Source organism: Tomitella cavernea, from assembly GCF_016599145.1.
Classification (GTDB): Bacteria; Actinomycetota; Actinomycetes; order Mycobacteriales; family Mycobacteriaceae; genus Tomitella; species Tomitella cavernae.
Genome location: NZ_JAENKO010000012.1, coordinates 70,294 through 82,663 on the forward strand (window position 1 = coordinate 70,294; position 12,370 = coordinate 82,663).

The 12,370-nt window shown below is 71.0% G+C and carries 11 protein-coding genes and 1 tRNA gene; 4 read left to right on the forward strand and 8 right to left on the reverse strand.

The features are described from left to right. Positions 1 to 2: 2 nt before the first annotated feature. Positions 3 to 1,385: a cystathionine beta-synthase gene (locus tag JJ683_RS06880; RefSeq protein ID WP_200172487.1), complete on the reverse strand. Its 1,383-nt coding sequence runs from the start codon at positions 1,383 to 1,385 to the stop codon at positions 3 to 5. 238 nt (positions 1,386 to 1,623) lie between these two features. Between JJ683_RS06880 and JJ683_RS06885 the strand changes: the two genes are divergently transcribed. Then, positions 1,624 to 2,082, forward strand: a complete 459-nt coding sequence (locus JJ683_RS06885; RefSeq protein WP_200172488.1) for a hypothetical protein — start codon at positions 1,624 to 1,626, stop codon at positions 2,080 to 2,082. Here JJ683_RS06885 and JJ683_RS19640 read toward each other — a convergent pair. Next, positions 2,048 to 3,226, reverse strand: a complete 1,179-nt coding sequence (locus JJ683_RS19640) for a helix-turn-helix transcriptional regulator (RefSeq protein ID WP_200172490.1) — start codon at positions 3,224 to 3,226, stop codon at positions 2,048 to 2,050. The two genes, JJ683_RS06885 and JJ683_RS19640, sit on opposite strands and share 35 nt — an antisense overlap. A 27-nt stretch (positions 3,227 to 3,253) precedes the next feature. Continuing rightward, positions 3,254 to 4,846 carry an AAA family ATPase gene (locus JJ683_RS06895; RefSeq protein ID WP_200172492.1) on the reverse strand — a complete coding sequence of 531 codons (1,593 nt, stop codon included), beginning with the start codon at positions 4,844 to 4,846 and terminating at the stop codon, positions 3,254 to 3,256. A 198-nt stretch (positions 4,847 to 5,044) separates the two neighbouring features. Between JJ683_RS06895 and JJ683_RS06900 the strand changes: the two genes are divergently transcribed. Both JJ683_RS06900 and JJ683_RS06905 read left to right on the forward strand, forming a co-directional pair. After that, positions 5,045 to 6,013, forward strand: a complete 969-nt coding sequence (locus JJ683_RS06900; protein WP_372435256.1) for an SGNH/GDSL hydrolase family protein — start codon at positions 5,045 to 5,047, stop codon at positions 6,011 to 6,013. 149 nt (positions 6,014 to 6,162) lie between these two features. Next, positions 6,163 to 7,380 (forward strand): acetyl-CoA C-acetyltransferase, encoded by a 1,218-nt coding sequence (locus tag JJ683_RS06905; RefSeq protein WP_200172494.1) that lies wholly within the window; start codon positions 6,163 to 6,165, stop codon positions 7,378 to 7,380. A gap of 350 nt (positions 7,381 to 7,730) precedes the next feature. On the opposite strand, the gene JJ683_RS06910 is transcribed toward JJ683_RS06905, so the two are convergent. Further along, positions 7,731 to 8,627, reverse strand: a complete 897-nt coding sequence (locus JJ683_RS06910) for a Bax inhibitor-1/YccA family protein (protein WP_200172496.1) — start codon at positions 8,625 to 8,627, stop codon at positions 7,731 to 7,733. Positions 8,628 to 8,904: 277 nt separating this feature from the next. Here JJ683_RS06910 and JJ683_RS06915 point away from each other — a divergent pair, with 277 nt between their 5' ends. Then, positions 8,905 to 9,612 (forward strand): SOS response-associated peptidase, encoded by a 708-nt coding sequence (locus tag JJ683_RS06915; protein ID WP_200172498.1) that lies wholly within the window; start codon positions 8,905 to 8,907, stop codon positions 9,610 to 9,612. Between the two features lie 34 nt (positions 9,613 to 9,646). Here JJ683_RS06915 and JJ683_RS06920 read toward each other — a convergent pair. From JJ683_RS06920 to JJ683_RS06935, 4 genes are all read right to left on the reverse strand, one after another. Then, positions 9,647 to 9,720: transfer RNA gene (locus JJ683_RS06920), tRNA-Leu, on the reverse strand. A gap of 485 nt (positions 9,721 to 10,205) precedes the next feature. After that, entirely contained in the window at positions 10,206 to 11,165 is a 960-nt protein-coding gene (locus JJ683_RS06925; protein WP_200172500.1) for a Ppx/GppA phosphatase family protein, read from the reverse strand. Further along, positions 11,162 to 11,782 carry a DUF501 domain-containing protein gene (locus JJ683_RS06930; protein WP_200172502.1) on the reverse strand — a complete coding sequence of 207 codons (621 nt, stop codon included), beginning with the start codon at positions 11,780 to 11,782 and terminating at the stop codon, positions 11,162 to 11,164. Before JJ683_RS06930 ends, JJ683_RS06925 begins: the two co-directional genes overlap by 4 nt. A gap of 40 nt (positions 11,783 to 11,822) precedes the next feature. Beyond that, positions 11,823 to 12,370: septum formation initiator family protein (locus tag JJ683_RS06935; RefSeq protein ID WP_200172504.1), on the reverse strand; the 548-nt coding region annotated here is incomplete at its 5' end.

Genomic DNA, 12,370 nt, shown 5'->3' on the forward strand with positions numbered 1-12,370 from the left:
TCCTATGCCTTGCTGATGAATCCGAGCACGTCGTGCCGGGTGATGACGCCCACCGGCTTGCCGCCCTCGATCACCATGAGCGCGTCGGTCTCGCCGAGCGCCTTGGTGGCCGCGTCCACCGGCTCGCCCGAGCCGATCAGCGGCAGCGCCTTCTCCATGTGCTTGGCCACCGAATCGGCGAGCTGCGCCCGCCCCTCGAACACGGCGCTGAGCAGCTCGCGCTCGGACACGCTGCCCGCCACCTCGCCGGCCATGACGGGCGGCTCGGCGCCGACGACGGGCATCTGCGAGACCCCGTACTCGCGCAGGATCTCGACGGCGTCGCGCACCGTCTCCGACGGGTGGGTGTGCACGAGGGCGGGCAGCTCGCCCGACTTGCCGCGGAGCACATCACCCACCGTAGCCTGCTTTTCCTTGCCATCGAGCGGGGTGCGCAGGAACCCGTAGGAGGCCATCCACTTGTCATTGAAGATCTTCGACAGATATCCGCGGCCACCGTCGGGCAGCAGGGCGACGATGACCGCGTCGGGCCCCTCACGCTCCGCCACCTCGAGCGCAGCGACGATCACCATGCCGCAGCTGCCGCCGACCAGCAGGCCCTCCTCGCGGGCCAGGCGGCGGGTCATCTCGAACGAATCGGCGTCGGAGACCGCGATGATCTCATCGGGGATCGCCGGGTCGTACGCCCTGGGCCAGAAGTCCTCGCCGACCCCCTCGACCAGGTAGGGACGCCCCGTTCCCCCCGAGTACACCGAGCCTTCCGGGTCCACTCCGACGACCTTCACCGCGCCATCGGAGACCTCCTTGAGGTAGCGGCCGGTGCCGGTGATGGTGCCGCCGGTGCCCACGCCGGCGATGAAGTGGGTGACCTTGCCGTCGGTGTCGCGCCAGATCTCCGGACCGGTGGTCTCGTAGTGGCTGGCCGGGCCTGCCATGTTGGAGTACTGGTCCGGCTTCCATCCGCCGGGGATCTCCTCGGCCAACCTGTCGGAGACGTTGTAGTAGCTGTCCGGGTGCTCCGGCGGGACCGACGTGGGGCACACCACGACCTCGGCGCCATATGCCTTGAGCACGTCGCGCTTGTCCTCGCTGACCTTGTCGGGGCAGACGAACACGCACCGGTAGCCGCGCTGCTGCGCCACGAGCGCCAGCCCCACACCGGTGTTGCCGGAGGTGGGCTCGACGATGGTGCCGCCTGGCCCCAGCAGCCCCGCCTTCTCCGCCTCGTCGATCATCTTCACCGCGATCCGGTCCTTGGAGCTGGCGCCGGGGTTGAAGTACTCCACCTTCGCGGCGACGACGCCCGGAGTCCCCTCGGTGACCTTGTTGAGACGGACCAGCGGGGTGTCGCCGATGAGATCGACCACATGATCAGCAATGCGCATGGCCCCATGGTTCCAGATCGCTCCGCACCTCGTGATACCGCTCCCCGGCGGCGTTCGCGCCGGCCGGGTGCGTGCTCCGGCGCGCCGCCGGTCCAGAAGCCTTCGTCGCTCGCGCGCTATCCGCAGGTAGCCGGAATCCGCCTCCGTGAGATTCGAGTAGTCGTCTACTCGTTCCTTACCCGCCAGCCGGTTCGATGATTGCTCTGCCGACATCAATCGCAACGAGGAGCCGATGATCATGAACACGAACCGGATATCCCGAAGCAGCACGCGCAGCAATGGCGCCCTGCCGACGCATCGCCTCCGGCGCGGGCTGCAGGTCGGTGTCACAGCCCTCGGCGTCACGGCGACGGCGCTGGTACTTGCCGCGCCCAATGCGTCAGCGCACGTCCAGTCGCTCTCCATCGACTCCGGCATGGGATTCGGCAGCCTCGGCGCCGGCCCGTACGGCACCGGCTGCTCGTACCAGGCGACCGCCCAGGCGGAACACGGAAATGAGGTGTACTTCTACGACAACGGCACGTACATCGGGTCCGCGTTGGCGCCCGGCTCCCTCGGTCCGGTCACGATCACCTGGACCCCCACCACCGCCGGAACGCATGTTCTGGTCGCCGACGACGGATTCCAAAGCGCCACGCAGACGGTCGAGGTCGGCAACGGCATCAATCTGGGGAGCGTCTGCCTGGTTCTCCCGTGACGGAGCGACGCGACCGGGTTCCATGGCGGATAGTTCCGGCCCGGCCCGCGGCGACGGTCGCGGGCCGGGCCGTCGGGGGCCGGGCAGTCGGGGGCACCTGCGTCGGTTCAGTGTTCACGGGTGACGCCGGGTCCGCCGCAGCATCCGGTCCCGCAGCGCCGCCCAGCACCGCCGCGAGCCCGTCCCTGCTGTCCACATCGGCGGCGAGGAACGCCCGGTAAAGGTGGCCTTCCACGGTGCGCACCGACAGATGAAGCCGATCGGCCACCTCGCGGTTGGTCAGGCCCTGCGCGACGAGCGCGGCGATCTCCCGCTGACGCACGGTCAGGCCCGACGGCGCCGCCATCGCCCGCAGCGCGGGTGTGTCCATGCCGGGGCACGCGGCAGTCAACCGGTCGGCCACGGCGCGCGCGGTCAGGGCGGAGCCGCGCCGGTCCCGCGACCGGAACACGGTTGCGGACTGCGCCGCCGCATCGGCCGCCGCAATGAGGTCGCCGAACCTCTCGTACGCCCCTGCAACAGCCAGCAGCGCCTCGCCGTCGGACTCCGCCAGAGCCGTCGCATGACGGACCACCGCCGCCGCCCGGGGGCCGTGTACCCGGCCTGCCATCGGGGTGAGCTCCGCGGCCGTCGTCGCGTCGCCGAACTGCGTCGCAGCCTGCAGGCAGAACACCTCGTCCGCGATCTGTCCGCGATCCGCTGCGCGCCCCGCCGCCGCCCGCGCCTCCGCCACGGCCTCGGTCACGCTGCCTTCTGCGGCGTACACCCACGCCCGGGCGACCGACAGGTGGCTGCCCGCCCACGCGAAGCCCGGCGGACGGGCCGCGTCGACGCACTCGAGCGTCGCACGGCCCTCCCCTGCCGCCCCCGACTTGCCCAGCGCTTCGGCGAGGAGCATCGAGCAATACCGGTGCATCGTGGTGCACTCACCCGACATCGCCGTTTGGGCCATCGCCTCGCGCAGCAGCCGCAGGGCGTCCTCCACCCGGCCGGCGTCGAGTCGGATCACCCCGCGCAACGACGTCGCCGCCGCGAAGCGCCACCCCTGCAGCGGCTGCTCGGTGTCGCACGGGAAGAACTCCTCCTCGACCTCCCGGACAGCCGCAAGATCGCCGGCGAGCCGCAATGCGATCGCGAGGTTCACGCCGAGACTGCACCGGAGTCCCGCCGCCTAGCCGGTCCGCGGCCGGGCGTCCCCGAGACCCCGCGCCGCGCGCACGGCCACGTCGACGCTCCCGAGACTGCCGAGTGCGCTGACCTGTGCACTGACCGCGATCTGCGCGTGAATCCTCGCCAGCCGTGGCGCCTCCATCGCCATCGCCGCCTCCTCCGCAGCCTCGCGCGAACGGCCGAGTACGGCGAGCAGGGCGGCGTGCACCGCGCGATGCTCCGCGATCCGTCCCGTGCGCCGGCACAGCGCCCGAGACTCGTCGAGCACCCGCTGCGCCTGTTGGGGCCTGGCGAGGATCCACACGAGGATCGCCGCATGGATCGTGCGCACCAACGCCTGCCTGCCCGGCGTGGATCCGGAGCGCGCGAACCGTTCGCAGACGGCAACCGCATCTTCGGCGTGGCCGAGCGCCACCAGGCACGCGATGCGCGGCAGGACGACGTCGACCGTCTCGTCCCGCGCCTCGGCCTCGGCCAGCATCCGATCGGCCAGCTCGAAATCACCCAGATGCATGGCGCAGCGAGCCGCCACTTCGAGGAGCCCCGGCGACGCGTCGTCGTCCGAACCGAGCGTCAGCTCAGCGCGCCGCACCACGGTCCGCGCGTCCCGTCGCCCCTTGGCAGCGAGCTCACGTGCCACCTCGCCGCTCATTCTGCGCAGCCGGATTCTTCCGCCGTGGGCGCGGCGCACCTCACCGAACAGCGGGTGCGCCAGCCGCGCTGTGGGGTTCTCCGCGCCGTCGACGGTGACGAGGCCCAGTTCCTCCGCCCGCTCGACTGCTGCGGGATCTGCGATTCGCGTCAGGATCGCAACGGGCAGCGGCGCCCCCACCGCGAGGAAGTCCACCACGTCCGCGACGTTCTCCGGGACCCGTCCCATCTTCGCTGCAATCAGGTCATACAGCCTCGGTGTGAAGGTGGGCGCCCCGGACCACACCCACACGCCTGAATACCGCACCACCCGGCCGCATGCCACTTCGTCCTCGAGGAGCTGACGCAGGTACAGCACGTTTCCCCGGGTCAACGCGAAGAGCCGCCGTGCGCTGCCGGCCTCGAACGGAGCATGCAGCGCGGCCTCGAGCAATCCGCGAGTCTGATCGAAGGAAAGCGGGGCGACGTCGACGCGCCGCAGATGATCGTCGGCCAACAGGGATGCGATCGAGTTCGACGTGTACGCACCGGTGCGCACGGTGACGATCACGGGCGCCACGCGCCGCGCCACGATCTGCTGCACCACGAAGGCCGAGGCCTCGTCGAGGTGGTGGGCATCGTCGATGCCGACGACGGCGGGCGGCGCACCGGGACGGGCCAGCCAATCGAATATCCGATGCATACGCTGCGTCGGACCTCCGTCCGCCTCCCCCGCCATCTCGTCGAGGACTCCGAGCGGAACTTCCCGCGACGCAGGCGATGCGACGAGTCGGCAGGTGCGCAGGCCGTCGCGCTCGATCTGGTCCATGGCCTCGGTGGCGAGCCGCGTCTTACCCGCGCCGACCTCACCCACCAGGACCGCTCCGCCGCTGCCGCCCTGGACAGTCTGCGAGATCCGGCGCATCTCGTTCTCTCGACCGGTCAGCGGCCAAGCACTGTCCATCTTGAAATAATACGGCCCGGCCCTCACGGATTCCATACCTCACGGCGAACAGCACCCGGGCACGGGCATTGCCTCCGCGGTGCAGGATAGATTTGAACCCGTCATTCCGGAAGGCCGCGCAGTCCGAGGAAGGTGGACACCATCGACATCCCCCTACTGCAACTGCGCAACGCCGGCCTGGCCGCCGCGGCCGGGCGGATCCCCACGCCTGCCGCCCGGCGCCGCGACACCCTCATCACCGGCGCCAAGGCGGGGGCCGCGGCCCTCGGTTCCGGCGCGGGCGTCGGCGCCGCCACCTGGGCGGGCTACAACTACCTGCAGAGCCAGGCCCAGCAGGCGCGCACCGTCATCGGCCGGCCCCGCGGGCGCCCGCCCCGCGCCGACGGCGTCTACTCCCCGGCCGAGACGGAGGGGGATCTCCTGCCGCCGGAGCGTTTCGGCGCGTCCGATCTGAGCCTGATGGTCTTCGGTGACTCGACGGCCGCCGGACTGGGTTGTGCGGTGCCGGACGAGGTTCCGGGAGTGCTACTCGCCCGCGGGCTCGCGGACGAGACCGGCCGACGGGTGCGCCTGAGCACGAAGGCCATCGTCGGCGCCACTTCGCGGGGGCTCGCCAGCCAGGTCGACGCCACGTTCATCGCCGACCCGCCGCCGGACGCCGCGGTGATCCTGGTCGGAGCGAACGATGTCACCACGGCGCAGGCGCCCTACAAGGCGGCCGCGCGGCTGGGCGACGCGGTGCAGCGCCTGCACGACGGCGGCGCCGCCGTCGTCGTCGGCACCTGCCCCGACCTGGGCGTGATCACCGCCATACCCCAACCGTTGCGCACCGTCACCCGCCGGTGGGGTCTGCGGCTCGCATATCTGCAGGCCTCCGCCACCCGAGCGGCCGGCGGACGCCCCGTCCCCCTCGCCGACCTGCTGGCCCCCGAGTTCCTCGCGACACCCGAGACGCTTCTGTCGCCCGACCGCTTCCACCCGTCCGCCGCCGGTTACGCGCTCGCCGCCGAACAACTCCTCCCGGCATTGTGCTCCGAGCTGGGCGTATGGCACGGCGGGCCGCTCGCCGAACTGCCCACCGTTTCCGCCGCCGTCGAATCCCGGCGGCCCGTCGCCCGCTTCCGCCGTGGACTCGACCGGCTCGCACGCCGCACCCCCACGAGATGAGCGCCGGTTCAACTCCGATTCGCGGCCACGTAATGTATGCGCTGAGTCGCGTCGCCGCCGGCCGGCAACGCGGTTGCACCTCGACGGCACGTAGGCGTCGATCACACACCGGCCCCTGACGGGGGTCCGCCACCTGCAAAGGAGTCCTCATGCCAGAGGCTGTCATCGTCTCCGCGACCCGCTCGCCCATCGGCCGTGCAGGCAAGGGTTCGCTCAAGGACATGCGCCCGGACGACCTCGCCACCCAGATGGTGCGCGCCGCCCTGGACAAGATCCCCGAGCTGGACCCTGCCGACATCGAAGACCTGCACATGGGCTGCGGCCAGCCAGGCGGCCAGTCCGGCTTCAACATCGCCCGCGTGGTGGCCACCCAGCTCGGCTTCGACCACGTCCCCGGCGTCACAGTCAACCGCTACTGCTCGTCGTCGCTGCAGACGACCCGCATGGCCATGCACGCCATCCGCGCGGGCGAGGGCGACGTGTTCATCTCCGCCGGCGTCGAGTCGGTCTCGAGCTTCGCCACCGGCAACGCCGACGGCTGGCCCAACACCCACAACCCCCTGTTCGCCGACGCCGAGGCCCGCACCGCGAAGCTCGCCGAGGGCGGCACGGCCTGGTCCGACCCACGGGAGCAGGGCAACCTGCCGGACATCTACGTCTCCATGGGACAGACCGCCGAGAACGTCGCCTCGCTCACCGGCATCTCCCGCGAGGACCAGGACCGCTGGGGCGTGCGCAGCCAGAACCGAGCGGAGGAGGCCATCAACCGCGGCTTCTTCGAGCGCGAGATCACCCCGGTGACCCTGCCCGACGGCACCGTGGTCTCCACCGACGACGGCCCGCGCCCGGGTACCAGCTACGAGAAGGTGTCCCAGCTCAAGCCGGTGTTCCGCCCCGACGGCACCGTCACGGCCGGCAACGCCTGCCCGCTCAACGACGGCGCGTCGGCGCTGGTGATCATGTCCGACACCAAGGCGAAGGCGCTCGGGCTCACCCCGCTGGCCCGCGTCGTGGGCACGGCCGCCACCGGGCTGTCCCCGGAGATCATGGGTCTCGGTCCCATCGAAGCCACACGCAAGGTGCTCAAGACCACCGGCATGTCGGTCTCCGACATCGACCTGTTCGAGATCAACGAGGCGTTTGCGGTGCAGGTCATCGGGTCGCAGCGTGAGCTCGGGATCGACGAGGACAAGCTCAACATCTCCGGCGGCGCGATCGCGCTGGGCCACCCCTTCGGCATGACCGGCGCCCGCATCACGAATACGCTGTTGAACAACCTGCGCGAGCAGGACAAGACCTTCGGTGTCGAGACGATGTGCGTCGGCGGCGGCCAGGGCATGGCGATGGTGCTCGAGCGCCTCAGCTGACCGACGGCCCCGGCGGCCATGGGCTGCGGGGCGGGTCGACCTGTGCAAGCGGGCGCCGCGTGATGGGATCACCCGTCGCGCGGCGCCCGTTTCGCATTGCGACGGGGATGCGCGCCGGTAAGCCCTGTCAGCGGCGCGCCAGTTGCCTGGCGCTCTGCGCGCCGCGCGCCGGTTGCGACGACACGCCGAGTCACTACGCGCGCGGCCGGATGATGCGCGCGCGGCGAGCAGGAACGGGCGCGCGAGGACCCGGTGCACCGCACCCCGGCACAGCAGAGCCCCGCCCACGATGACCGTGGGCGGGGCCCGGACTGCACGGACGGCGGGCCCACCGGGGCCCGGAGCCGCGACTAGTCGCTGCTGAAGTAGCTGAGCAGACGCAAGATCTCCAGGTACAGCCACACTAGGGTGATCGTCAGCCCGAAGGACACCGACCACGCGGTCTTCTCCGGCGCGCCCATGCGGATGAGCTTGTCGGCCTCGTCGAAGTCGATGAGGAAGCTCATCGCGGCCAGCCCGATGCACACCAGGCTGAAGATGATGGCGATGGGGCCGCCGTCGCGCAGGCCCAGGCCGCCGTCCATGAAGAAGCCCGCGATCAGGTTGACGACCATGAGCGCGAGCACGCCGAACAGGGCGCCCACGACCATCTTGGTGAACTTGGGCGTCACACGGATGGCGCCGGTCTTGTAGACGACGAGCATGCCGAAGAACACGCCGAACGTGCCGACGACCGCCTGGATGATGATCGTGTTCCCGGGCGGGCCCCCGTCACCGATGGCGATGTTGGCGAACAGGTAGGAGATCGCTCCCAGGAACACGCCCTCGGCCGCCGCGTAGGCCAGCACCAGCGCCGGCTTGTCCGTGCGGCGGGTGAAGATGGCGAACAGCGACAGCCCCAGGCCCACGATCATGCCGCCGAACGTGAGCGGCATGGCCAGCGACTCGTTGCTGTGCACCAGAACGAACGAGATGACCGCCATGATCGTGAGCACGCCTAGAGTCATCGCGGTCTTGGTGACGATGTCATCGATCGTCATCGCGCGACCGCTGGGCTCGGCGCGGTACTGTTCGGGGGCCGGCTGGCCCGGATACTGCCCGCCCTGCGGGAACTGACCCTGCGTGTATTGGCCGGCCATCCCGCGGCCCACCTGGGGCGCGCCCCCTGCCGCGTTGCCTCCGAATGTGGCGTAGCGGCCGTACTCCTTGTCCAGATCCTTGAACACGGGGTTGCTGCTTTGACGCACCGCGCCTGTCCCTCCTGTGGTGGTTCACCGCGTTGCACGCGGCGCCGTGCCGGGGTCTCTTCCGGCCTCTCACCTGCTCAACGAGCACGGTCTGCGTACAGTTCCCGGACGCCGGGCAGGTGTGGTGTGAGCCTACCTACCCGAACGCCCGGATCAACCGGGACTCCTGCGGCCGCACCGTGCCGTGGGCACGCTCGCGGCCGTGCAGCCCGCGACGGGCGGCGATGTGCTGTTCAATTGAGGCGACCGCCAGGTTCGAGCACCGCAGGAGGCCGCGATGTGCGGAAGGTTCGCCACCACGATCACCGATCGGGAGATGCGATCGATGTTCGACGTGGACGCGGCGGAGGTCGTAGGCGAGGGACTGCCCGCGTCATACAACGTCGCGCCCACCCAGCCGGTGCGGATGGTCCTCGAGCGTCCGCCCGTCGGCGGGGAGGACGAGCCGGCCCGCCAGATCCGCACCGCCCGCTGGGGCCTGGTCCCCTCGTGGGCCAAGGACAGGTCCATCGGGAACAAGCTCATCAACGCGCGCTCGGAGACGGTGACGACCAAGCCGTCGTTCCGGTCGGCCGCGAAGTCGCGCCGCGCGATCCTGCCTGCCGACGGCTACTACGAGTGGGAGAAGCGCGGCGCGGCGAAGGTGCCGCACTTCCTGCACCCGGAGGGCGTGCTGGCCATGGCGGGGCTCTACGAGATGTGGCGCGACCCGGACAAGGCGGACGACGACCCGGACCGCTGGCTGTGGACGGCGACGATCCTCACGCGCCCCGCCACCGACGAGCACGGCCACATCCACGACCGCTGTCCCGTGGTGCTGCCGGAGCAGTTCTGGGCGTCGTGGCTGGACCGCGGGCTGGCCGAGAAGGTCGACGTGCAGGCACTCATCAATTCGATCCCCGATCCGGAGCTGACCTCCTACGAGGTCTCCACCGCCGTGAACAGCCCGCGCAACAACAGCCCGGATCTGCTCTCCCCCGCGTGAGCCTGGCCGGCCGTCCCACCGCGCGGAATCAATGTGCCCCCAGTCGGACTCGAACCGACACTGCGCGGATTTTAAGTCCGCCGCCTCTGCCAATTGGGCTATGGGGGCCCACGCAGACGTCGGATGCCCGCGGGACGCGTGCAGCGTACCGTGCGGTCGCGACGTCGACGGCGCGACCGCCGCGCACGGAGGAATGACTTGCGCAACCCACTAAGGCTAGGCTAACTTCATGTCATCGCAGGGCGGGCAGGTCTCCTCACCCCGGAGCCACTCCGACGGTGGGTGTTCCGCCCCGCGATCACAGGCCCCGCGCGTCGGCCGACGCAGGGCGAACACTGACGGGCTGCGCTCACACTCGTCACGGACTGCCGCTCCCCGGACACAGGGAGCGGCAGTCGCTCGTCCCGCCGAGCACGGACATGGCCCGCAGATCCACAGCCCCGCACTGGCCGAAATCCGAATGCATGTTCTATCATTGGGTCGGTCCCGGTCGAGGGAAGCGGCCGGGACCTTCACATCACTGCAAAGCCCCCCACATCACTGCAAAGCCCTCCGACGGGCCTGACGCGCTCCGATGAACCCGCCGGCGCGTCCTATCCGATCGACAGTGCGATCCCGTCGAGGATGTCGTGTTCGCTCACCACGATTTCGCCGATGCCGGCTCGCTCCTCGAACACCTTCGCCAGCGCCCGCGTGATCAGCGCGCCCCCGCCGATCACGTCCACGCGGCCCGGGTGCATCATCGGAAGCGCCGCGCGCTCCGCACGCGTCATGGCGACGAGCCTGTCGCACACATCCCGCAACTGGCCGAACGGAATGCGTGCCAAGTGGATCCGCTCGGGGTCGTAGCGATCCAGGCCCAGCGCGATGGCGGCGATGGTCGTCATCGTCCCGGCGACCCCCACCCACGTCCGGGCCCGCTCCACCGGCACCACGTCGAGCGCAGCGGCGAACCTTGCGGCGATGAACTCTTCGGCGGCGGCCACCTCGTCGGCGCCGGGCGGATCGCCGGGCAGGCACCGCTCGGTGACGCGGACGCAGCCGATGTCCGACGACCTGGCCGCGTGCACCCCCGCACCGTCGCCGAGCACGATCTCCGTGGAGCCCCCGCCCAGGTCCACCACCGCGAACGGCCCGCCGTCCGCGTCGAGCTCGCCGACAGCGCCCGCGAACGAGAGCTCGGCCTCCTCGTCCCCGCTGATGACCTCGGCGACCGTGCCGGGGATCACCGCGCCCAGAACCTCGGCGGTCATGCCGAAGAACTCATCGCGGTTCGCGGCGTCGCGGGTGGCGGAGGTCGCCACCATGCGCACGGCCGTCGCCCCGGTGTCCGCGATGATCTCCGCATACTCCTCGAGGGCCGCCCGCGTGCGTGCGATCGCCTCGGGCACGAACGCGCCGGTGGCGTCGACCCCCTGACCGAGCCGCACCACCCGCATCTCCCGGGCGACGTCCGCGAGCGGGCCCGCCGTGTCCCCGGGGCCCTGGTCGACGTCGGCGACGAGAAGCCGGATCGAATTCGTGCCGCAGTCGACGGCCGCCACCCTCGTCATCGATTCCCCTCCGCCCCGTCGTCGACGCCTGTGCCCGCCTGGAAAGGCAGCTCCCCCAGCCGCGGCCAATCGGCGGGGACCGCCGTTCCGCGCAGCGCTGCTCCCCCATGCTCACCATCCGCGACGAGCGCGACCGCCTCGTCTCCCAGCGGGTTGGCGCCGGGTCCGCGCACCAGCGCGTGAGCGGCGAGCACATGCAGGCACTTGACCCGCTCCGGCATGCCGCCCCCGGTGAAGTCGGTGCCGAGGTCTTCGAGCGCGTTGCGCTCGGCCAAGTAGTCCTCGTGTGCAACCCGGTACGCCGCGGCCAGCGCCGGATCCCGGGTGAGCCGGTCGCTCATCTCGCGCATGAGCCCGGCCGATTCGAGCCTGCCCACGGCAGCCGTGAGCCGCGGCTCCGTCAGGTAGTACAGAGTGGGGAACGGCGTGCCGTCCGGGAGCCGGGGGGCGGTGCGGACCACCGCGGGAACGCCGTCCGGGCAGTGGTACGCCACGGCCAGCACGCCGCGCGGAATGCGGCCGAGCTGCTCGGCGACGACGGCGAGGTCGGCCGCGAGCGCGGGGTCGATGTCGGGTTCGTTCACCGGTGGATCGCCTCTCCGGATGCGGTGTGTCATTGCTGCGGGCGGCCCACGGCCGAATCCGGCCGGACGCGCGTCACCCGCCGGGCGGGGGTGCCGGGGCCGGGATCACGTTGGGCACCGGCACGTCGGCGTCGTCCTCGGCGGCGTGTGAAATGGAATCCCACACGGACCCGTACCACGGACGATTCGCGGCCTCGGCCTTGTCGTGCTGGACCTGCGCCTCGACCGGATCCCCCGGAAGCTCGACGATATACGGCGTGCGGCCGGCCTCGACGAATCCCAGCCTGTCGCGCGCCTGGGCGCGGATGTAGTCGGGGTCCTCGAGGAGCTTCTCCTTCTTCTTCAACTCGGCGATCTGCGCCACCAGTTCGGCGTGGTGGGCCGCAGCCTCCGCCGCATCCTGACGCTGGGTGAAGTAGGTCCGCACCGGGTTGGCCAGCGCCAGCGCCAGAAAGCACACCATGACGATGACGACGACGACGCGGCGCGGAGACATGCCCTGGCCCGAGCCCTCCGTCCTCGCGGATATCCGCCGCCAGGCGCTCGAGGCGCGCGCCGTGAGCGCCGCGGACCCGGAGCGCGCCGACGGGCCCGGCCGTGCGGCGGTGCCCGGGCGGGTCG

Coding starts and splice junctions, on each gene's coding strand:
- JJ683_RS06915 (WP_200172498.1), top strand. CDS start 8,905: ATGTGCGGAAGGTTCGCCACCACGATCACCGATCGGGAGATGCGATCG.
- JJ683_RS06880 (WP_200172487.1), bottom strand. CDS start 1,385: ATGCGCATTGCTGATCATGTGGTCGATCTCATCGGCGACACCCCGCTG.
- JJ683_RS06905 (WP_200172494.1), top strand. CDS start 6,163: ATGCCAGAGGCTGTCATCGTCTCCGCGACCCGCTCGCCCATCGGCCGT.
- JJ683_RS06925 (WP_200172500.1), bottom strand. CDS start 11,165: ATGACGAGGGTGGCGGCCGTCGACTGCGGCACGAATTCGATCCGGCTT.
- JJ683_RS06930 (WP_200172502.1), bottom strand. CDS start 11,782: ATGACACACCGCATCCGGAGAGGCGATCCACCGGTGAACGAACCCGAC.
- JJ683_RS06895 (WP_200172492.1), bottom strand. CDS start 4,846: ATGGACAGTGCTTGGCCGCTGACCGGTCGAGAGAACGAGATGCGCCGG.
- JJ683_RS06885 (WP_200172488.1), top strand. CDS start 1,624: ATGAACACGAACCGGATATCCCGAAGCAGCACGCGCAGCAATGGCGCC.